Source organism: Aeromonas sp. QDB17 (genome assembly GCF_027705305.1).
Lineage (GTDB): Bacteria > Pseudomonadota > Gammaproteobacteria > Enterobacterales > Aeromonadaceae > Aeromonas > Aeromonas caviae.
Genome location: NZ_JAPDBP010000017.1, coordinates 1 through 19,086, shown reverse-complemented (window position 1 = coordinate 19,086; position 19,086 = coordinate 1). Strand labels below are relative to the sequence as shown.

The following is a 19,086-nucleotide window of genomic DNA, read 5'->3' as shown; positions in this document are numbered from 1 at the left end:
ACGGAAACAATCAGCGTGGCGGGATGGTAACAGATAGCAGGGGAGCGGCAGAAGCCGGGGCGCTCAGGGGGATGAATCGGTGCCCGGATCGCGGACAAGGCGGATGGTCTGCCCCTGGTAATAGGCGATATTGCGCTTGCCGTGCTGCTTGACGTGATAGAGCAGGTCGTCGGCCAGTTGCACCGCCTCGGCCACCGTCAGGTAATCGCGAATGCGGGTCACTCCGGCGGAGAAGGTGATGGGGGCGGGCAGCTCGGGGATGCGCAATGGCCGCTCCAGCAGGCGGGCGGCGGAGTGATGCACCATGTTGTCATCGTTCATCCCCTTGAACAGCACGATGAACTCTTCCCCGCCCCAGCGAATGGCGACATCGCTCTTGCGGATATTGGCCTTGAGGTGAGCGGCGAAGGCGACGAGCGCCAGGTCACCCACCCCGTGACCATGGGTATCGTTGACGGACTTGAAGTTGTCGATGTCGAGGATCATCAGGTAGTCGTACTCCTGCAGCATCGCCTCGTTCAGGATGTCACGGCGCGGCAGTCGGGTCAGGTGGTCGGTCTGGGCCAGGGTGCGCAGGCGGGTAACCAGGCTGCGCCCCGTCAGCATGATCAGCAGCAGGATGATGAGGTAGAGCTTGAAGGCCGCCCCGTAGAGCACGGACCGGATGAAATCGCCGTAACTGTATGACCACTTGAGGTAGAGATCATTGCCTGCCTGAGTGCGCATCAGCGGCGTGCTCAGGCAGAGGTGGAACGGGCGGCAGGGCTCGACCTCTTCGAAGGAGAGGACGGTCCGGGTCGGATTGAGGCTCTCGAAGGGGTGTAGCACCTCCTTGAACGCCCGGTCGACGGCGATGTCGATGCCCTTGAGTCCATAGCGGTAGTCCTTGATGGCGGGCTCGTAATAGACGAAGGGGAAGTAGAGGGTGATGGTATTCAGTCCGGTGAAGGTGTCGGTGTAGATCTCGGATACCCAGGTTTCATCCGTGCTGCAGGGGACATGGGTGGCCGCGAAAAAGGCGCAGCCGAAATAGTGGGTCCAGGGCTCGATGTCATTGAGGTCGGTGTTGATGGGCAACAACTGGCTCGGCAGCATCCCCTTGCTGGCGACCATGCCAAGCATGCGGCGATCATCATAGAAGGCGTAGAGGTTGAGGACCTCGGGGTTGGAGATGACGTACTGGTAGGCGAGGAGCATCTGGTTGGCCGGGGGCAACACGGGAATGACCGCCAGGCGCTTCAGGGTGGGGAGATCATAGCCATAGGCATAGGCCGTCGCATCCCCGTTCTCGCTGAAGATGGGCATCTTGATGCTGCTGTTGTCGATGAAGGCGGCCAGTTTCTCCGGCGCCAGGATGCGGGCCCGCTGATAGAACACCTCGAACAGGTTGGGCTGCTTGGCGGTGATGAGCGCCATGTCGTGCCTGATGACGAAGTAGGTGTAGTTGCACACCAATCCGAGCCCCATCAGGGCCAGGCAGAGCCAGCCAAGCCGGGTGAGCCATCGACGGGGGAGGAAACGCAGCAGTGAGGCGGCCATGGCGTGAACGCTTCCGTGGTGACAGAGGCCTTTTTTGTAACTGATTTTGCCGGGCATCACCAGATGAAGTTGGTGGGGCGCCATGGGGTGTGCACAAAAATGAGCCAGTAATATCAAAAAGATAGACGATAAGATCGCATTCGATGGTGGGCGGGGGAAAGGGGGGACTGAAACAAGAGGGCATGGCGCCCTCTTGTGTGGAGTGAGACGACGCGTCTTAGCGAGCCTGGTATTTCGGCGAGCGGGGGCCAGGGAGGATGCCGTTGGGCATGTCGGCACTGAGCAGCCTGACGCTGGTGATGCCGGCGATTTCATGGCCCTTGTCGGTCAGGGTGTTGGCAATCTGATTGACCACCGCCACCACCAGCATGCCGATGAGGCCGCCCCCCGAATTGCCCTGCTGCTCGGCACTGCTGGCGCTGGCACTGCCTTCCCACAGCAGCTTGCCGGTGCGCAGATCCACCAGGCGGGCACTGGCGGTGACCACTGTCTCGCTGGAGATGACCAGATAGCTGGTGCCGTACTCCTTGATGTCGAGGTAGAGGGCGGTATCGGCACCGTAGATCTCGTGGAGCTTCTTGATGGGCAGCGCCTGGATGTCGGCGGGCTCGGTCACGCCGTTCTGCCGGAACGTCTCGTTGGTGACCGCCACCGGCAGTACGTAATAGCCGGACTCGGCGAGCGGATAGGTGATCTGGGATTGCAGGCTGGGGCCCGCTTTGATGTCCGGCGAGTGATTCACCGGCGGCAGCACCAGAATGGAGGTTGGTCTGCTCTCCTTGAAGTTGCTGTAGTCGTAGCCGGGGCCCTGTGCACAGCCACCCAGGAGGAGGGCGCCCAGCGTGAGGGCAAGGAGGGTGCGCAGGGTCATTGGGTCTCTCCCTTCTTGCTGGACATCAGGAAGTCCATGAAGGGGGCCGATTCGGGGAAGAGGCGCTTCTCGGTTTCGAACTGCTCGCGAGTCTGGGCATCCTTGCCGAGCTGGGCGTACAGCATGCCGAGGTGAGCGTGAAAGCCCGGTGGCACAGCCTGCCCCTTGGCGCTCGCTTCTTGCTGGTTTTTCTCCAGCGCATCGATCTGCGCTTCGACCCCGGTGTCGTCACCCTGCATGTGCTGGTAAACCACCCCCTGATATTGATCCCAGTTGTAGAGCGTCTGCGGCCCCTGGGCGCAGGCGCTCAGCAGCAGGCCGCTGACCAGCAGCAGGGTAGGACGGAACAGCGTCATCTCGTCTCTCCTCATTGGGCCGGGCGCCAGGCACCGGTCTCGATGCCGTTCACCAGATTGTTGACGGCCTCGCGGATGGCGAGATCCAGCACCTTGCCGTTCAGGGTGGAGTCGTAGCTGGCGGTGCCGCCGAAGCCGACGATCTCGCGGTTGGAGAGTTCATACTCTCCGGCACCCTGGGAAGAGAAGACCACTTCCGAGGTGGTGACGTTGACGATGTTCAGGTTGACCTTGGCATAGGCGATCTGTGACTTGCCGCGACCCAGGATGCCAAACAGCTGATGATCACCGACTTCCTTGCGACCAAACTCGGTGACGTCGCCGGTGACCACGTAGTCGGCGCCCTTGAGTTGCTGAGCCTGTTGCTTGATCCCGGCTTCGGCTTGGATCTCCGCCATGTTGTCGCGATCCAGCACGCTGAAGCGGCCGGTCTGCTGCAGGTGGGTGATCAGCACGGTTTTCGCCTGGTTGCCCAGACGGTCCACGCCGTCGGAGAAGATGCCACGCATGTAGCTGGAACGGTTGTCGAACTTGCCGACGGCGATGGGGCTGCGTGCGCCCTGATAGTGGCTCTGATAGGAGGCAACCTTGGGCACCTCCAGGGTGCGCGACGACTCGCTCGCACAGGCTGTCAGCAAGCCCGCCACCAGGATGACACTGGATGAAACAACAAACTTCTTCATGTAAGGCCCCGTTATCAAAGGAAAAAACAGCGGCGGACTCTAACATGGTTCGTTGCGAAGAAAGTGCCCCGTATGGGGGGCATACCCGCTCAATCCCTATGCGTTTGACAGGGGGGGGCGGAGGGCTGGGTCTGTTGCAGGGGCTGGAACACCTCCTCCAGGGCTGCCACCAGGGCGCGCATTCGGCCCGTCTTCTGCACATCCGGGTGCAACACCATCCAGATGTCGATGGGATCGTGCTGGTCAGGCAGCAGGCGCACCAGGGCGGGATCCTCCTCGGCGAGGAAGGTGGAGAGCAGGGCGATGCCGAGCCCCTGCCGGGCGGCCGCCATCAGCACCAGCTGGGCATTGCTCTGCAGGACCACGTTGGGTTCGTGGAGCGGTTCGCCGCACAGACTCAGCCAGTGACGGGCCACCAGCTCTCTGGGAAAGAGCAGCAGGTCGTGTTCTTGCAGTGCCTGACCCGAGCGGGGCGTGCCCCGCCTGGCCAGGTAGTCGGGAGAGGCGTAGAGCCCCATCTTGATGGTGGCGAGCCGTTTGACCACGAGATCTCCCTGCTCGGGGCGCACGCTGCGAATAGCGAGATCCGCCTCCTGATTGGGGATGTCGCTCACGCTGACGGCGGTCAGCAACTTGAGGCGGATACCGGGGTGGCGCTGGCGCAGCAGGGTGAACGCGGGCAGCACGAAGCCCTGGGCCAGGGTGTCCGTGGTGGCGATGCAAAGCTCCCCTTCCAGCTCCCCCAGGCTCGCGGTGCGCATCATGGCCAGGGCCGCCTGCGCCATGGCCTCGGCCTGGGGCAGCAGCGCTTCCCCCAGGGGGCTGGGGCGATAGTGTCTGGGGGTGCGGATAAACAGCTTGGCCCCCAGCTGCTGCTCGAGCAGGGTGATCCGTCGCCCGACGGTGGCCTGATCCACCCCTAGCTCGAGTCCGGCCTGCCGCAGGCTGCCCCGCCGTGCCAGGGCCAGGAAGAAGCGGGCATCGTCCCAGTTGATCATGCTTGCTCCTCACTCAAGCAGAACGCCCGATTGGCGCCGCAATATTAGATGCCAGCGGGGATGGCAGCACAAGGGGATAGACCGGGTCCGGTGCGTGCCTGCGGCTCCCCGGCCAAGGGCGCGTGCCACCCCGACGTGATGCAGGATTGAGTCGGCGTGATGCAGAACTGCCGCAGTCCGGGGTGGGCGGGATCGCTATGATGTCGCTCCCGATTGCGGTTTCATTCGTCTGCCACTGGAGTGTCCATGTCTGTCTCAAGCGTTCCGGCTTGCGAGCCAGGTCAGGTTGTCCATCCTCGTCTGCGCTGGTTTCTCTCCCTCGCCCTGATGTCGGCCCTGCTCAACAGCAGCGTGCCTACCCCGCTCTATCCCCATTACCAGGCGGCGCTGGCTCTGAGCGATCTCGGCCTCAGCCTCATCTATGGCGGCTATGCGGGGGGCGTGCTCATCGCCTTGTTCGGGGTGGGCAACCTGGCAGGACGCGTGGCGGATCTGCGCACCCTGATCCTGCCTGCCCTGGTGGCGGTCGGGGGCGGGGCACTGCTCTTCTCCCTGGCCGACAGCTTCTGGACCCTTTTGCTGGCGCGGCTGCTGGCCGGGATTGGCACGGGCAGCCTGACCGGTGCCGCCAATGTGGCGCTGCTGCGTTTTGGCCCCAGGGATGGGGGCAAGCGGGCGGCGCTGAGCGCCACATTGTCTTTCACCGCCGGACTGGCCCTTGGCCCCGTGTTCAGCGGGCTGGCGCTGCAGCAGGATCTCTACCCGACCACGCTGCCGTTTCTGCTGATCCTGGGGATGGCGGCCTGCGCCATCGGGGGGCTGGTGTTGAGCTGGCCCAAAGGGGCGAGGGCGACGGAGGCCGCCCCGAGCGGGCAGGGTGGCGGATCCCTGGGAGAGGGGCTCAGGGCCACGGGGGCCGGGTTCTTCCTTTGCGCCCTGGCGCTCTTCACCGCCTGGGCGGTGGCGGCCAGCTTGCTGGCCATCGGTCCCAAGGTGGTGAGCGAGATGCTGGGCATGACGGATCTGGGGCTGTTCGGCTATCTCGTCGCGGCCTATCTGGTCTTCTCCGGGCTTTGCCAGCTCTGGGCCCGTCGCCTTGATGCCCGTCATACCCTGCAAAGCGGCGTGCTGGCCCTGGCGCTGTGCGTACTGCTCTTTGCCGGGGCCGTTCACGGCCTGCCCAGCTGGCTGGTGGGACTCGGGCTGCTGGTGGCGGGCTATGCCCAGGGGGCCGTGTTCGTGGGCAGTGCGACCCTGATCAATCGCATCGCGCCCCCGGCCAGCCACGCGCGGCTGCTCTCCCTCTTCTATGTGATCGCCTATGTGGCGAACTGGGTACCCGTGTTGCTGGGCTGGGTGAGCGACGGGGCCGGTCTTGGCGTCGCGCTGGATCTGCCTCTTCGTCGGCAGCACCCTGACAAGCCTGGGGCTGGCCTGGGCGGTGTCTCGGCGACGCTTCGAACCCGCTGTGTGACAGGGCATCACCCATCGACCAGGACGACGCTCCCGGCATCCAGGTGGTGCATCCACTCCCGCAGGATCAGCAGGGCGGCGGCGATGCGCTTCTCCCTCGGCAACTGAGCCGATGCCAGGGGATCCCCCTCCACCATGGCGGCAAGCTGGCCGAACAACCGCTCAATGTTTTCCCGGCTCTGCACCCGGTTGCCTAGCACCTCGGCCAGGGGCTCCGGGCTTTGCAGGTGCAGCACGGGGTGGGGCGGGATCCGTGCCGCGAGGGGCATCAGCACATCCTCCACCACCATGATGGCCTGCTCAAGCTCCAGGGGCGTCGGCGGATCCCGGCGAAAGGGTCCCGGGGTCAGAGCATCGAGCCCCAGTGTCAATGCAAATGTCTGGCTGGTGCCATCGGCCGCGGTGAGCGCGACCTGGCTTCGGGTATTGCCCAGGCTCAGCAAAATGGTGTCGTGATGCTCTCTGGTCATCTGGTGTGCTCCCGGCGTTGGATGCCCCATGGATACACCCGCACGGGGCGGATTGGCGAGTCATTTCGCCCCCCATTCGGGCATCAGGGGTTGCAAAGATCCCCATGAGTGGCAATCTGGACGTCCAAACGTCTTTAAAGGAGCCCTGACATGGATATTCGTATCGTCCCCCGCGCCCTCGTACTCGCTCTCTCTCTGGTGGGGGCGAGTGCCCTTGCCAACGAGGCCCTGGTGTTCCAGACCGACTTCGGTCTCAAGGATGGCGCCGTCTCGGCCATGAAGGGGGTCGCCTTCGGGGTGGACCGCACCCTGCCGCTCCATGACCTGACCCACGAGATCCCGGCCTACAACATCTGGGAAGCCTCCTACCGCCTCTATCAGACCCTGCAATACTGGCCCGCGGGCACCGTCTTCGTCAGCGTGGTGGACCCCGGTGTCGGCACCGAACGCAAGTCGGTGGTACTGAAGACCAGGAGCGGCCACTACATCGTCAGCCCGGACAACGGCACCCTGACCCTGGTGGCGGAGCACTTCGGCATCGAGGCGGTGCGCCAGATCGACGAGAAAACCAACCGCCTCAAGGGCTCCGAGAAGTCCTACACCTTCCACGGCCGCGACGTCTACGCCTACACCGGCGCGCGCCTCGCCTCCGGTGCCATCAGCTTCGAGCAGGTGGGGCCCCTGCTGCCCGCCGAGGTGGTGACCATCCCCTATCAGCCCGCGGTGGCCGAGCAAGACGGTACCCTCAAGGGCACCATTCCGATCCTGGACGTGCAGTACGGCAACGTCTGGACCAATATCGACGACAGCCTGCTGACCAAGGCGGGTATCCACAAGGGGGACAACGCCTGCATCAGAATCAGCGAAGGGGATGCGCTGAAATACGAGGGCAAGGCCCCCTACGTCAGCAGCTTTGGCGATGTGCCGGAGGGCCAGCCCCTGGTCTACCTCAACAGCCTGTTGCAGGTGTCGGTGGCCCTGAACATGGACAGCTTCGCCGCCAAACATCAGGTGCAATCCGGCGCCAACTGGCATATCAGCCTGAAGAAGTGCAACTAGACGCTGCCAGCGGGTGCTATCCGGTACAAACGGGCATATCAGTCTGAAGAAGTGCGGATAGGGTTCAACCCTTCTGTCGGCGACATGTCTTTCGGGGCGGTGGGACTCCTGTCCACCGCCCCTTGTCGTTGGCGGTGGCGTCTTGCCAGGCCAGCCGGTTATCTCATCATTTGTCATCCTCGCTTAATAAAGCGCTGCCATGCTGTGGCCGGACGCCGTGATGACGCAATGATTGCGCCGAGATAACAAGGAAAAGCCGATGAGCCGTTTTGACGAGAAAGACAGTGCCAACCACCCCCGCGAGCAGGAGCCGGCGTTCAACCGCCTCATCGAGGCGGGTCTCAGCCGCCGTGGCTTCCTCAAAGGGGTGGGCGCCGCCAGCATGGTGGCCTTCTTTGCCGCGAGCCCCGTGGCCCAGGCCGTGGCCGCCGCAACCCGGCCGCTGCTTGGCTTCCAGGCCGTGCCCGCCTCGGTGGCCGACACCATAGTGGTGCCGCCCGGCTACAAGGCCGAGGTGCTGATCGCCTGGGGAGATGCCCTCTTCCCCGATGCCCCCGCCTTTGCCCAAAGCAACGACGCCAAGGCCCAGGCCCGCCAGTTTGGCGACAACAACGACGGTATGAGCTTCTTCCCCCTGGGCCCGGATCGCGCCCTGCTCGCCGTCAACAACGAATACACCAACTACGAATACCTGTTTGCGGATGGCGGCAAGACCCTCAGTGCAGAGGCTGTCGCCAAGGCCCAGGCGGCCCACGGGGTCTCCCTGGTGGAGCTGGTGCGCATCGATGGCAAGTGGCAGGCCAACCCCAAGGGGGCCCTCAACCGCCGCATCACCGCCACGACCCCCATGACATTGAGCGGCCCGGCGGCGGGCCATGCCCTGCTCAAGACCCAGGCCGATCCCGAAGGGCGCACCGCCCTTGGCACCTTCAACAACTGCGCCAATGGCCAGACCCCCTGGGGCACCTACCTCACCTGCGAGGAGAACTTCAACGGCTACTTCGGCAGCGAGGGCAAGCCGGAGCTGGACCAGCGCGCCGCCCGCTACGGCTTGGCCGCCGAGGATGCGGGCTTTGGCTGGCACAGGTTCGACGAGCGCTTCGATCTCGCGAAGCATCCCCAGGAGCCGCACCGCTTCGGCTGGGTGGTGGAGATCGATCCCCGCGATCCCGCCTCCACCCCGAAGAAGCGTACCGCCCTTGGCCGCTTCAAGCATGAGAATGCGGCCTTCACCATCAACCAGGATGGCCGCGCCGTGGTCTACCTCGGCGACGACGAGCGGGGGGAGCACATCTACCGCTTCGTCTCGAAGAACAAGGTGGCGCCGGGCAACGATCCTGCGAACCGGGATCTGCTGGATGAGGGCACCCTCTATGTGGCCCGCTTCGAGGCCAGGGAGGGGGAGCTCAAGGGCACTGGCCAGTGGCTGCCCCTGGTGCACGGCGAGCACGGCCTGACCCGGGAGAACGGCTTCGCCGATCAGGGGGAGGTGCTCATCTTCGCCCGGGAAGCGGCGACCCGGCTCGGCGCCACCACCATGGACAGGCCCGAGTGGGTGGCCGTGCATCCCCACAGGGCCGAGGTCTACTGCACCCTGACCAACAACAAGAACCGCGGCATCAAGGAGAACCAACCTCTGGACGGGGCCAACCCCAGGGCCGAGAACCCCTATGGCCAGATCATCCGCTGGCGCCCGATGGGGGACGATCACGGGAGCGACAGCTTCGAGTGGGATCTCTTCCTGCTGGCGGGCAACCCTGGCGTGCACAAGGAGGGGCTGATGGCGGGCAGTGCCAACATCCATCCGGACAACATGTTCAACAGCCCGGACGGCATCGGCTTCGACGAGGCGGGGCGGCTCTGGATCCAGACCGACGGCGATTACTCCAACGAGAAGCAGTTTGCCGGCATGGGCAACAACCAGATGCTGTGCGCCGATCCCGCGAGCGGCGAGGTGCGCCGCTTCCTGACCGGCCCCGTGGCCTGCGAAATAACGGGCCTCACCTTCACGCCAGACTGGCGCACCCTGTTCGTCGGGGTGCAGCACCCGGGTGAGGAAGGGGCTCCCTCCCATTTCCCGGACGGCGGCACCGCCATTCCCCGCTCCGCCGTGTTGCGGATCACCCGGGACGATGGCGGCATCATCGGCGCCTGATGGCCCGGATAACCGCCTGGCCCGTGATGACAAGAGCCGCCTTCGAGCGGCTTTTTGTCGGAGTGGCGGGCGGCAAAAAAAGACCGGGTACGGGACCCGGTCAAAGAACCCGCGCATTCAGGGAAGAAGTGCGGGCGTTCAGGCTTGGTGGCGGGGCCGGGCATCGGCCCCCGATCCGGTGTCGGGGTGAGTGGCGACACCCCGGCGTCAATGCGGGCTATTCGCGCTCCAGTGCGTGGATGGGATCCAGCCTGGCAGCCCGGCGGGCCGGGGCGAAGCCGAATATTACCCCGATCAGGCTGGCGCAGAGGCAGGCCACCCCCATGGCGGCAAGGGAGTAGCTCATCCGGACGCCGCTGCTGAAGTGGTCGAACAGTTGGCCCAGCACCAGGGAGAGGACGATGCCGAGCACGCCCCCCAGCAGGCAGATCAGCACGGCTTCAATGAGGAACTGCTGCTGGATGTCCCGGGTCCGTGCGCCGACCGCCATCCGCACCCCTATCTCCCGGGTGCGCTCGGTGACCGAGACCAACATGATGTTCATCACCCCTATGCCCCCGACGATCAGGGAAATGAGGGCGATGAGGGCGATCAGCGTGGTCAGGGTGGCGCTGGTCTGGCTGATGGTCTGGCGGATGCTGTCGGTGTTGAGCAGGAAGAAGTCCTGGCTGCCGTGGCGCAGGGTGAGCAGGCGGCTGATGCCGTCCTGGGCGGCGTCCAGGCTCACCTCGTCTTTGACCCGCACGCTGATGCTGCGCAGATGGCTCTGCCCCAGCAGGCGGCTCATGGCGGTGGTATGAGGGATCCAGACGTTGAGGGTCTCGTCGCTGCCAAAGCCGCTCTGGTTCTTGATGGCGACCCCGATCACCCGGCAGGGCAGATCCCCCAGCAGGATCACCTGGCCCAGGGGGGACTGGGTCGGGGCGAACAGCTTGTCCCGGGTGTGCTCGTCGATCACCACCTCCTGGGCCAGGCTCTCCTCGCTCTGGCGATCAAAGCCCATGCCCTGGGCCAGGCGATAGCCCCTGACCTGGAAGAACTGGGCGCCGACGCCGTTGATGGTGCCGGAGACGGCAGTGCTGCCAAGGCGCAGGGTGGCGCTGGTGCTGAGGCTGGGGGTGACGCTGTGCACGTAGTCCAGCCGGGCGATGGCCTCGGCGTCCCCGATCCGCAACGTCTGTATGGTAGCGGAGCGCATGTCCCCGAAGCCGCGGCCGGGGAACACCTCCAGGGTGCTGGTGCCCATGGCGTTGATGTTCTCCAGCACCCGCTCCCGGGAGCCCTGGCCGAGGGCCACCACGGTCACCACCGAGGCGATACCTATGATGATGCCGAGCATGGTGAGAAAGGTGCGCAGACGCTGGGCGACCATGGCCTTGAGGGCCATCTGCAGGGCATTGCCGAGCCCCGCCATCAGCGGGGTCTTCCCCCTGGCGGACGTCTTGGTGGCGGCCTGGGTCGCCTGGGAAAGGGCCTGTGGTTCGCGCGTGCGGCGATCGGCGATCACCCGGCCATCTTTCAGTTCGATGATCCGCTCGGCGTGGCGGGCGATGTCCATGTCGTGGGTGACGATCACCAGGGTGTGGCCCTGGCGATGCAGGGCCTGAAGGCTCGCCATCACCTCGGCGCCGCTCTGGCTGTCGAGGGCCCCGGTCGGCTCGTCGGCCAGGATCACCTCGCCGCCGTTGATGAGGGCGCGGGCGATGCTGACCCGCTGCTGCTGGCCGCCGGAGAGCTGGCTTGGCTTGTGTTCGAGCCGGCTGGCGAGGCCGAAGCGGGTCAGCAGGGCCTCGGCCCGCTGGCGTCGCTCGGCCGGATCCAGACCGGCGTAGAGGGCGGGCACCTCCACATTGGTGCGGGCATCGAGATCCGCCAGCAGGTGATAACGCTGGAAAATGAAGCCGAAGTGCTCCCGGCGCAGGGCGGCGAGCTCGTCCCGGCTGAGGGTGGCAGTGTCGCGCCCGGCCACTAGATAGGCCCCCTCGCTCGGCTGATCCAGGCAGCCCAGCAGGTTCATCAGGGTGGATTTGCCGGAGCCCGAAGCGCCGACGATGGCCACCATCTCTCCACGGGCGATCGCCAGATCGATGCCATCGAGCACGGTGACGGTGCGCTCACCCTCTTTGAAGTGGCGGCGGATGCCCCGCAGTTGCAACAAGGCGCCCATGGTCACATCCCCATGGGGGGCGGCATGCCCCCGGCGGCGTTGCTCTGGCCTGCACTCACTTCGCTGACGATGACCTGCTCACCGGCGCTCAGGCCCGACAGGATCTGGGCATCCACCTTGTTTTTCAGGCCGACCTTGACCCGGCGCAGGCTGATCCGGCCTCCGTCGTCGATCACCCTGACCTGATCCCCCTGCAGGGCGATGGCCGGGATCACCAGCGCATCTTTGAGCCGGGCGACCACCAGATAGACCTGGGCCGTCATGCTGATCCTGAGCTGACCATCCTGGTTGGGCACCTCGAACAGGCCGTGATAATAGATGGCGCTGCTGTCGCTGCTGCTGGTGGTATCGTCGTCATTGATGGTGTCGGGGGCGGGCTCGATGGCCCGCAGGGATCCCTCGAAGCGGCGCTGGCTGTTGCCAAGAATGGTGAAATAGACCGGCATGCCGACCCGGACGTTGATGACGTCGGCCTCGGAGATCCTGGCCTCCACCGTCATGGTGTCGAGCTGGGCGATCTTGAGCAGGGTAGGGGTGCTCTGGCTGGCGTTGAGGGTCTGCCCCTCCTCCACCGGCATGGCCACCACGGTACCGGAGAGGGGGGCCAGGATCCGGGTATACCCCAGGTTGACCCGGGCTGTGTCCACCGCGATCTCGGCCTGCACCCGCTGGGCGTTGAGGGCCCGGATATCGGCCAGGGTCTCGTCCAGGGTCGCCTTGGCGCTGTCATGGTCGGCCGTGCTGCCAAGACCTCTTGCGACGATCTGCTGCTGGCGCTGGTATGCCAGGCGGGCATTGCGAAGGGTGGCCTCTTTGGAATCCAGCTGGGCCTGGAGGTTGTCGCGCTGGGCCAGGGCATCCTTGAGGGCGTTCTGCTGGGGCAGATCGTCGATCTCGACCAGCAGATCCCCCTGTTTGACCTCCTGCCCCAGAGTCACGTGCAGCCGCTTGATCTGGCCAGACACCTGGGCGCCCACGCTCACCTGCTTGCGCGCCTTCAGGGTGCCGTCCGCCATGATGAGCTGCTCCAGATCCCGGGTCTTTGCGCTGGCGGTGATGTAGTCGCTGGCGGGTGCCTTGGCCTGGGGGCGCCAGGCCAGCCACAGGGCGAGGGCGCACAGAGGCAGCAGCCAGAAGAGACGAGGGGAGAACGTGGGCATGACAACCTGTATCCTGAATGACGGTAACGGCGGCACTCTACCCCAGAGCCGGGTTAAGGCTCTTTGCGTCAAGCGTAAGGGTTTCGTAAAAATGGCTGCCAAGTGCGTGGCAAGCGGCGAAAATGGCCGCCGACAAGGGAGACCGCATATGAAGATCCTGCTGGTGGATGACGATGCCGAACTGGGCGCCATGTTGAGTGAATACCTCGGGGGAGAGGGGTTTGATACCACCCAGGTGCTGACCGGAGGGGAAGGGGTGCACCATGCCCTGTCCGGCCGTTACAGCGCCCTGCTGCTGGACGTGATGCTGCCGGATCTGGGGGGCACCGAGGTGCTGCGCCAGGTGCGCCAGCGCAGCCGTCTGCCGATCATCATGCTGACCGCCAAGGGGGACAACGTGGATCGAGTGGTGGGACTGGAGATGGGGGCCGATGACTATGTGCCCAAACCCTGCTACCCCAGGGAGCTGGTGGCCCGGCTGCGGGCCGTTCTGCGGCGGGTCAACGAGGGGGGGAGCGCAACCCCCTCGCCGGATGCCCTCATCCTGGGGGATCTGACGGTCACGCCGGCCAACCGGGTCTGTCTCTGGCAGGGGGAGCCGCTGGAGCTGACCGCCACCGAGTTCAACATGCTGGTGTTGCTGGTGCGAGCACCGGAGCAGGTGGTTACCAAGGACACCCTCTCCCTGCAAGGGGTGGGGCGCCCGCGGGAGGCCTATGATCGCAGCGTCGATGTGCACATCTGCAACCTGAGGCAGAAACTGCAGCAGAAGGCGGGGGAGGCCGTCACCATAGAGACGGTGCGCAGCATAGGGTACAAGATACGGTGATCCTCAAGGGACGTTTGTTCTGGAAGATTCTGCTGGGGTTCTGGCTGGCCATCGTGCTGGTCAGCCAACTGCTCTGGCTCGGTTTTCGTGCCGAGCGTGCTCCCCCGGAAGAGCACCAGGCCCAGCAGTTGGCGAGCCAGCATCTGGAGATGGCGGCAGCCGTGCTGGCAAAGGGGGGAATCGAGGCTGCGACGGCATTGAGCCAGGCCATGTCGCCGCCGTTGCTGCAGATAACACTCCTCGATGTCTCCGATGCGCCTCCCCGGCCAGCGCCCCGGGCATCCAGGCTGCCAGCCTCCGGGGAACCTGGCCCGGGCACCGTGCTGACACGCACAGTGATTGCCAGCGACGGGCAGACCTATCTGCTGCAGACCAGAGCGGACCCGCGTATCCTCCCCGGCGGGCCGGCCCCCGGCCCCCTCTCCTGGCTCAACATTCCCCCGCCCATGCTCTGGATTGGCGGCCTGGGGGGACTCTTGTTCAGCATTCTGTTCGCCTGGCACCTGACCCGGCCCATGAACGCCCTGAGGCGCAGCTTCGATCGGGTGGCCAGGGGGGATCTGGGGGTGCGGCTGTGGCCCGCCCTGCGCTGGCGTCGGGACGAACTGACGGAGGTGGCGCAGGAGTTCGATCTCATGGTGGAGCGGTTGCAGCAGCTGGTCGAGGGGCGTGAGCAGCTGCTCCACGACGTCTCCCACGAGCTGCGATCCCCCCTGGCCCGCATCCAGATGGCCATCGGCCTGGCGGAGCAGCGCCCGGAGAAGGCAAGCGACGCCCTGGCGCGGATCCGGCTCGAGACGGAGCGCATGGACAGGATGATAGGGGAGCTGCTGACCCTCTCCCGTGCCGAGCAGGGCCACGGGCTTGAGCAGAGCCACTACGACCTGCTGGCGCTGGTGGAGACCGTCGTCCAGGATGCCAGGTTCGAAGCCCAGCAATCCGGGGTCGAGATAGGGCTCGAGGCGGCGCTGGGGGAGGGTTGCCTCCTGCTGGGGCATGCGGAGCTGGTGCGCCGCGCCGTGGAGAACGTGGTGCGCAACGCCCTGCGTTTCTCGCAGTCGGGCCAGATGGTGAGTGTTCGCTTGCTGCGCCTGGGCCAGGAGGTGCAGCTCTCCATCGCCGATCGGGGGCCCGGGGTGGAGGAGGGGAAGCTGGCGGGGATCTTCGACCCCTTCGTGCGCATCGGCTCACCCGGCATGGGCAAGGGCTACGGGCTCGGGCTCGCCATCGCCCGCAAGGCGGTGATTCTGCAGGGGGGCACCATCCAGGCGCGCAATCGCGCACAGGGGGGGCTGAGAGTGACCATGACGCTGCCCCTGCATGAGCCCTCCTGAGGTACGCGGCTCAGGCCGGAGTGTAAACACCCCGGTAATGAAAGAGGGGGCCAAGGCCCCCTGTTCGTATCTGTTCCTCCGTGCGATTCAGCGCAGCGCCGCTGGCGACGGCACCTCGGTGTAGCGCCCGTCTATTTCTCGCAGGTAGTAGTGACCCTCCCTGACGCAATAGCGGCGGCCATCCAGATCCAGGGGGATGAGCCCTGTCTCTGCCACCACCAGGATCTGAGGAGGCGGGGAGACCACCACATAGTGGTTCTCCTGCCGGCGGTAGAAGATGCCGTCGAGCACATAGTAGGTGAGCCCGGCCAGCAGCAAGGTTTCCACCCCTCCCGGCAGCCTGTCGACGGGGTGGCCGAAGCCGGGGCCAGCCCCATGGCCGTACTGCGGGGCAGGGCTCTCCCATCCGCCCGGTCTGCCCATGTTCCCCGGACCCGCCATAGCGGGCAGGGCGATGGCCATGGCAAGCAGCCAGAGTGAAGGGCGGTGCAGACTCATCTCACTGCCCTTTGAGCGGCGCACCGGCGGGCTGGGGTTTGAGTGGCTGGGGCGGCAGTTCGCGCACGCTGACCGTGACCTCGTAGCGGGTATCCGGCTTGGCGGCATCAATGTTTTTGGACAGCGCCTGGACCAGGGCCTGGGGATCCGCACCCTGCTTGCTGGCGTGATAGAGCACGGAGGGGGGCGGTGTCATGGGACCTCCCTGGCGGGCGCCCATCGGGGGCGGCATCTCGCCGGCATGAAGGAGCGTGGTGCCCAGCAGCAGGGCAAGGGCGACAGGATAGCGTGACATGATGATGACTCCATTGATGGGAACGCCCCCATCAAACGCGACGCGTGCGCCCGGCTCAACCACCTTTACACCCTCTTTTCGCCCTCTTTACAGTTGTGACAACGGGCGCCGTGGCGCCCGTTGTGTGTCGTGAACCGTTCGCCGGATCAAAACTCGTTGGAGAGCGCCTTGTAACCCCTGACCAGGTCGATGTTGGTGTGAGCCACATCCTCGGAGAACTCGGTGGCGTCCACGGTGACGCGCGGGATCTGCGCCAGATCGCTCTGCTGGTTGATGCGGGTGGTGGAGGGGACATAGAAGCCGGGGGGAATATCGCAGCCATCGACCACGGAGTTGTGGCGCACCACGGACCCTTCGCCGATGTGGCAGTTGAACAGCACGCTGTTGAAGCCGATGAAGACCCGGTTACCCACTTCGCAGGGGCCGTGGACGATGCTGCGGTGGGCGATGGAGCTGAACTCGCCGATGGTGACGGCAGCGCCGGATTTTGAGTGGATGACGACGCCATCCTGAATGTTGGAGTTGGCGCCGATGACGATGGGTTCCATGTCACCGCTCTCGTCCACTTCGTCTGCGCGGATCACGGCATAGGGGCCGACAAACACGTTCTCCTTGATGATCACCTTGCCACAGATGATGGCGGTCTTGTCGATATAGGCGGATTCGTCGATAACGGGCAGGTGACCTGAGGGATTCTTGCGGATCATGTTACGTCCTGTTGCTGATGAAATCGGGGAAACGTGGCGCGTCATGAAGGCCCGCCGGAGAGCCAGCTTACGCCTCTGATCCGGCAGGGGAAACCTTTTACTGGTCTGACCCACAGTGAGTAAGGCCATTTTGAGCGATTGTTCTTTGACTCCCTGTTATGGGAGCATGAGGGCGCAAAATGGGGCGCCACCGGGTGCAAAGAGATGAGGGGGAACGAGAGATGAAGCAGGTCATGGTATGGCTGGTGGGGTCGCTGTTGTGGATCTCCGCCGCCCAGGGCAAAGGCTATGCGGGGGAGTTTGACTATTACGCCATGGCACTCTCCTGGTCGCCCGAGCATTGCGCCATCAAGCCAGGGGATCGGGAGCAGTGCGCCCGCAAGCTGGGGTTCGTGCTGCATGGGCTCTGGCCCCAGTATCAGCGTGGCTACCCCGCCAGCTGCACCCGCGAGCGGCTGGATGCGGACATGGAGCAGCAGTTTGCCGGGCTCTACCCCAGCCGCTTCCTCTATCGCCATGAATGGGAGAAGCACGGCACCTGTTCCGGGCTGAGCCAGGAGGCATTTCACCAATTGGCCAGCGATCTGCGCCAGAAGGTGAAGATCCCGGCCGACTATCAATCGCCGGAAGAGCCGCTGAGAAAAAACAGCTTCCAGCTCAAGGCCGATCTGGCGAGCGCCAACGAGTGGCTGGCCCCCGATAACATCACGGTGGCCTGCGCTGATGGGGGCCGCTTCCTGCGGGAGATCTACATCTGCATCAACAAGCAGGGGACGGATGCCGTTCCCTGCTCCGACGAGATGCAGAAGCGGGAGCGCCGCTCCTGTGGCCAGCCGGACTTCCTGCTGCGCAGCGTGCGTTGACACTTCACGTTCGGGCCCTTCGCGGGCCCGATGTGCCATGAACCTCAAGGAGCCTGATGGATGAAAGCGAAGACAGGATGTCTGGCCGGGAACTGGACAGGCGATATCGCCAGACGACGTGTCAGCACGTCAGGTGCGCTATGCCGACTCAACCCGCCTCTGGCGTACAGGCAGACTCACCATCAGAAACAGGAAACCGTCATATGACGCTCTTTGCCGAACTGGGGATGCGCTATCCCGTCATTCAGGCCCCCATGGCGGGCGTGCAGGACAGCGCCCTGGCGATGGCGGCGACCAGTGCGGGGGCACTGGGCTCCCTGCCTGCCGCCATGCTGGGTGGTGCCGATCTGCGCCAGGAGCTGAGCCGTCTCGCCGCCAGCGGGCCGGGCCCATACAACATCAACTTCTTTTGCCATCGGCAGCACGAGCCGGAACCGGCAGCGGAGCAGCGCTGGCGCCACGTACTGTTACCCTATTACGCCGAGTTCGGGGTGGATGCCGCTGCGCCGTCGCGAGCCCCCTCTCGGGCCCCCTTCAATGACGAGCATGCGGCCCTGCTTGCAGAGTTCAGACCTGCCGTGGTCAGTTTCCACTTCGGCTTGCCCGAGCCCGAATTGCTTGCCCAGGTAAAAGCCACAGGCGCAAAAGTGTTTGCCAGCGCCACCACGGTGGCAGAAGCGCAGTGGCTTGCTGACCACGGAGCCGATGCCGTCATCGTCCAGGGGCTGGAGGCGGGTGGCCATCGCGGCCATTTCCTGAGTGAGGATCTCAGCTTGCAGCAGGGCACCTTTACCCTTCTGCCACAGGTAGTGGCGGCAGTAGCGATCCCGGTCATCGCTGCAGGAGGCATCGTGGATGGAAAGGGCATCAGAGCCGCCCTTGCTCTGGGAGCGAGCGCCGTGCAGGTGGGAACGGCGTTCCTCTGTTGCCACGAGGCGACGACCTCGCCCCTGCACCGTGCGGCGCTGCAGGGGAGGCATGGCCAACACACCGCACTGACCAATCTGTTCAGCGGCCGTCCGGCGCGGGGGATAGTCAACCGCTTGATGCGGGAACTCGGCCCCCTTTCGGTGCTGCCGCCAGACTTCCCGTATGCCAGCGGCGCATTGGCTCCGTTGCGTGCCGCAGCCGAAAAGGCGGGTGACCGCGGTTTCTCGCCACTCTGGGCCGGGCAGAATATATCGGGTTGCCGCTCCATGGCGGCAGCCGAGCTGATCGCTGCCTGGGTTGCTGAGGCAGGACTGGTCTGAGCGTCACTTTGCGATTCTCTTCCTTTATATACGGATTGATATGATCAGCAACCCTTCGAACAGGAGACGGTCAGAGAGGAACGGGAGGTAATAGGGGGCAGAATGAGCCCTTCTGGGGCTTGCCCTGTGGGTAAGTCTGTATAAAAACTGTGTTTTGATATGAATAACTAAGAATTGGCATTTTTTCGCAATTTTATTGCGATGAGAGCTTGCCAATGTGATCTATGTCTCTATAATGCGCCTCCATCGACAGGGCAAGCGGCAACGCAAACAAGCCAGTCGGTGCCTCGAAAAAGCCTCGTAAAATAAGGCTTGACTCGAGAAGGCGGTTGAGTAGAATGCCACTCCCGCAGCAGCCAAAAGCTGCGTCGCTCTTTAA

At 64.7% G+C, this 19,086-nt stretch carries 18 protein-coding genes and 1 pseudogene; 7 read left to right on the top strand and 12 right to left on the bottom strand.

Annotated features, from left to right (window positions below; all coding sequences use genetic code 11):
• Positions 1 to 63: 63 nt before the first annotated feature.
• From OKC41_RS14665 to OKC41_RS14645, 5 genes are all read right to left on the bottom strand, one after another.
• A complete protein-coding gene (locus OKC41_RS14665) occupies positions 64 to 1,539 on the bottom strand; it encodes a GGDEF domain-containing protein (protein ID WP_270672118.1) in 1,476 nt (491 codons plus the stop codon).
• A 217-nt stretch (positions 1,540 to 1,756) separates the two neighbouring features.
• Positions 1,757 to 2,410: a DUF799 domain-containing protein gene (locus OKC41_RS14660; protein WP_039041300.1), complete on the bottom strand. Its 654-nt coding sequence runs from the start codon at positions 2,408 to 2,410 to the stop codon at positions 1,757 to 1,759.
• Positions 2,407 to 2,766 carry a DUF4810 domain-containing protein gene (locus tag OKC41_RS14655; RefSeq protein WP_201895136.1) on the bottom strand — a complete coding sequence of 120 codons (360 nt, stop codon included), beginning with the start codon at positions 2,764 to 2,766 and terminating at the stop codon, positions 2,407 to 2,409. The genes OKC41_RS14660 and OKC41_RS14655 overlap by 4 nt, the downstream gene beginning before the upstream one ends.
• Positions 2,767 to 2,777: 11 nt before the next feature.
• On the bottom strand, positions 2,778 to 3,449 hold the full coding sequence (locus OKC41_RS14650; RefSeq protein WP_182935825.1) for a CsgG/HfaB family protein: 672 nt from the start codon (positions 3,447 to 3,449) through the stop codon (positions 2,778 to 2,780).
• A gap of 89 nt (positions 3,450 to 3,538) precedes the next feature.
• Positions 3,539 to 4,447 carry a LysR family transcriptional regulator gene (locus OKC41_RS14645; protein ID WP_103244277.1) on the bottom strand — a complete coding sequence of 303 codons (909 nt, stop codon included), beginning with the start codon at positions 4,445 to 4,447 and terminating at the stop codon, positions 3,539 to 3,541.
• Between the two features lie 246 nt (positions 4,448 to 4,693).
• Between OKC41_RS14645 and OKC41_RS14640 the strand changes: the two are divergent.
• Positions 4,694 to 5,921 (top strand): annotated as a pseudogene (locus tag OKC41_RS14640) (MFS transporter).
• Positions 5,922 to 5,928: 7 nt separating this feature from the next.
• On the opposite strand, the gene OKC41_RS14635 reads toward OKC41_RS14640, so the two are convergent.
• A complete protein-coding gene (locus tag OKC41_RS14635; RefSeq protein WP_045523445.1) occupies positions 5,929 to 6,390 on the bottom strand; it encodes a hypothetical protein in 462 nt (153 codons plus the stop codon).
• Between the two features lie 150 nt (positions 6,391 to 6,540).
• On the opposite strand from OKC41_RS14635, the gene OKC41_RS14630 reads away from it, so the two are divergent.
• Positions 6,541 to 7,449, top strand: coding sequence for an S-adenosyl-l-methionine hydroxide adenosyltransferase family protein (locus tag OKC41_RS14630; RefSeq protein WP_042015034.1), 909 nt, complete (start codon positions 6,541 to 6,543; stop codon positions 7,447 to 7,449).
• A 259-nt stretch (positions 7,450 to 7,708) separates the two neighbouring features.
• Complete coding sequence (locus OKC41_RS14625; RefSeq protein ID WP_201895137.1) at positions 7,709 to 9,604, top strand: PhoX family phosphatase; 1,896 nt, start codon at positions 7,709 to 7,711, stop codon at positions 9,602 to 9,604.
• 217 nt (positions 9,605 to 9,821) lie between these two features.
• On the opposite strand, the gene OKC41_RS14620 is transcribed toward OKC41_RS14625, so the two are convergent.
• Entirely contained in the window at positions 9,822 to 11,771 is a 1,950-nt protein-coding gene (locus OKC41_RS14620) for a MacB family efflux pump subunit (protein WP_234922329.1), read from the bottom strand.
• Positions 11,772 to 11,773: 2 nt separating this feature from the next.
• Positions 11,774 to 12,931: an efflux RND transporter periplasmic adaptor subunit gene (locus tag OKC41_RS14615; protein WP_201895139.1), complete on the bottom strand. Its 1,158-nt coding sequence runs from the start codon at positions 12,929 to 12,931 to the stop codon at positions 11,774 to 11,776.
• A 148-nt stretch (positions 12,932 to 13,079) separates the two neighbouring features.
• Here OKC41_RS14615 and OKC41_RS14610 point away from each other — a divergent pair, with 148 nt between their 5' ends.
• Both OKC41_RS14610 and OKC41_RS14605 read left to right on the top strand, forming a co-directional pair.
• Complete coding sequence (locus OKC41_RS14610) at positions 13,080 to 13,760, top strand: response regulator transcription factor (RefSeq protein ID WP_201895140.1); 681 nt, start codon at positions 13,080 to 13,082, stop codon at positions 13,758 to 13,760.
• 14 nt (positions 13,761 to 13,774) lie between these two features.
• The gene (locus tag OKC41_RS14605; protein ID WP_234922330.1) at positions 13,775 to 15,094 is read left to right on the top strand and encodes an ATP-binding protein; all 1,320 of its coding nucleotides are present in this window, start codon (positions 13,775 to 13,777) and stop codon (positions 15,092 to 15,094) included.
• Between the two features lie 87 nt (positions 15,095 to 15,181).
• Here the strand turns inward: OKC41_RS14605 and OKC41_RS14600 are convergent, their stop codons facing one another.
• From OKC41_RS14600 to OKC41_RS14590, 3 genes are all read right to left on the bottom strand, one after another.
• Positions 15,182 to 15,592 (bottom strand): DUF6515 family protein, encoded by a 411-nt coding sequence (locus tag OKC41_RS14600; RefSeq protein ID WP_201895142.1) that lies wholly within the window; start codon positions 15,590 to 15,592, stop codon positions 15,182 to 15,184.
• Position 15,593: 1 nt separating this feature from the next.
• Positions 15,594 to 15,887, bottom strand: coding sequence for a hypothetical protein (locus tag OKC41_RS14595; RefSeq protein WP_042877801.1), 294 nt, complete (start codon positions 15,885 to 15,887; stop codon positions 15,594 to 15,596).
• A gap of 146 nt (positions 15,888 to 16,033) precedes the next feature.
• A complete protein-coding gene (locus tag OKC41_RS14590; RefSeq protein ID WP_010672952.1) occupies positions 16,034 to 16,594 on the bottom strand; it encodes a carbonate dehydratase in 561 nt (186 codons plus the stop codon).
• Positions 16,595 to 16,815: 221 nt separating this feature from the next.
• Here OKC41_RS14590 and OKC41_RS14585 point away from each other — a divergent pair, with 221 nt between their 5' ends.
• Both OKC41_RS14585 and OKC41_RS14580 read left to right on the top strand, forming a co-directional pair.
• Positions 16,816 to 17,457, top strand: a complete 642-nt coding sequence (locus tag OKC41_RS14585) for a ribonuclease (RefSeq protein WP_201895143.1) — start codon at positions 16,816 to 16,818, stop codon at positions 17,455 to 17,457.
• A gap of 203 nt (positions 17,458 to 17,660) precedes the next feature.
• Positions 17,661 to 18,707: a nitronate monooxygenase family protein gene (locus tag OKC41_RS14580; RefSeq protein ID WP_201895144.1), complete on the top strand. Its 1,047-nt coding sequence runs from the start codon at positions 17,661 to 17,663 to the stop codon at positions 18,705 to 18,707.
• A 193-nt stretch (positions 18,708 to 18,900) separates the two neighbouring features.
• On the opposite strand, the gene OKC41_RS14575 is transcribed toward OKC41_RS14580, so the two are convergent.
• Positions 18,901 to 19,086, bottom strand: a 186-nt coding sequence (locus OKC41_RS14575) for a hypothetical protein (RefSeq protein WP_270672117.1), incomplete at its 5' end; no start/stop codon positions are given.

Bases quoted from the DNA above. Each gene is read 5' to 3' on its own strand.
- OKC41_RS14610 (WP_201895140.1), top strand. From the start codon at position 13,080: ATGAAGATCCTGCTGGTGGATGACGATGCCGAACTGGGCGCCATGTTG.
- OKC41_RS14580 (WP_201895144.1), top strand. From the start codon at position 17,661: ATGACGCTCTTTGCCGAACTGGGGATGCGCTATCCCGTCATTCAGGCC.
- OKC41_RS14630 (WP_042015034.1), top strand. From the start codon at position 6,541: ATGGATATTCGTATCGTCCCCCGCGCCCTCGTACTCGCTCTCTCTCTG.
- OKC41_RS14595 (WP_042877801.1), bottom strand. From the start codon at position 15,887: ATGTCACGCTATCCTGTCGCCCTTGCCCTGCTGCTGGGCACCACGCTC.
- OKC41_RS14650 (WP_182935825.1), bottom strand. From the start codon at position 3,449: ATGAAGAAGTTTGTTGTTTCATCCAGTGTCATCCTGGTGGCGGGCTTG.
- OKC41_RS14645 (WP_103244277.1), bottom strand. From the start codon at position 4,447: ATGATCAACTGGGACGATGCCCGCTTCTTCCTGGCCCTGGCACGGCGG.
- OKC41_RS14620 (WP_234922329.1), bottom strand. From the start codon at position 11,771: ATGGGCGCCTTGTTGCAACTGCGGGGCATCCGCCGCCACTTCAAAGAG.
- OKC41_RS14625 (WP_201895137.1), top strand. From the start codon at position 7,709: ATGAGCCGTTTTGACGAGAAAGACAGTGCCAACCACCCCCGCGAGCAG.
- OKC41_RS14590 (WP_010672952.1), bottom strand. From the start codon at position 16,594: ATGATCCGCAAGAATCCCTCAGGTCACCTGCCCGTTATCGACGAATCC.
- OKC41_RS14585 (WP_201895143.1), top strand. From the start codon at position 16,816: ATGAAGCAGGTCATGGTATGGCTGGTGGGGTCGCTGTTGTGGATCTCC.
- OKC41_RS14665 (WP_270672118.1), bottom strand. From the start codon at position 1,539: ATGGCCGCCTCACTGCTGCGTTTCCTCCCCCGTCGATGGCTCACCCGG.
- OKC41_RS14600 (WP_201895142.1), bottom strand. From the start codon at position 15,592: ATGAGTCTGCACCGCCCTTCACTCTGGCTGCTTGCCATGGCCATCGCC.
- OKC41_RS14615 (WP_201895139.1), bottom strand. From the start codon at position 12,931: ATGCCCACGTTCTCCCCTCGTCTCTTCTGGCTGCTGCCTCTGTGCGCC.
- OKC41_RS14655 (WP_201895136.1), bottom strand. From the start codon at position 2,766: ATGACGCTGTTCCGTCCTACCCTGCTGCTGGTCAGCGGCCTGCTGCTG.
- OKC41_RS14635 (WP_045523445.1), bottom strand. From the start codon at position 6,390: ATGACCAGAGAGCATCACGACACCATTTTGCTGAGCCTGGGCAATACC.
- OKC41_RS14660 (WP_039041300.1), bottom strand. From the start codon at position 2,410: ATGACCCTGCGCACCCTCCTTGCCCTCACGCTGGGCGCCCTCCTCCTG.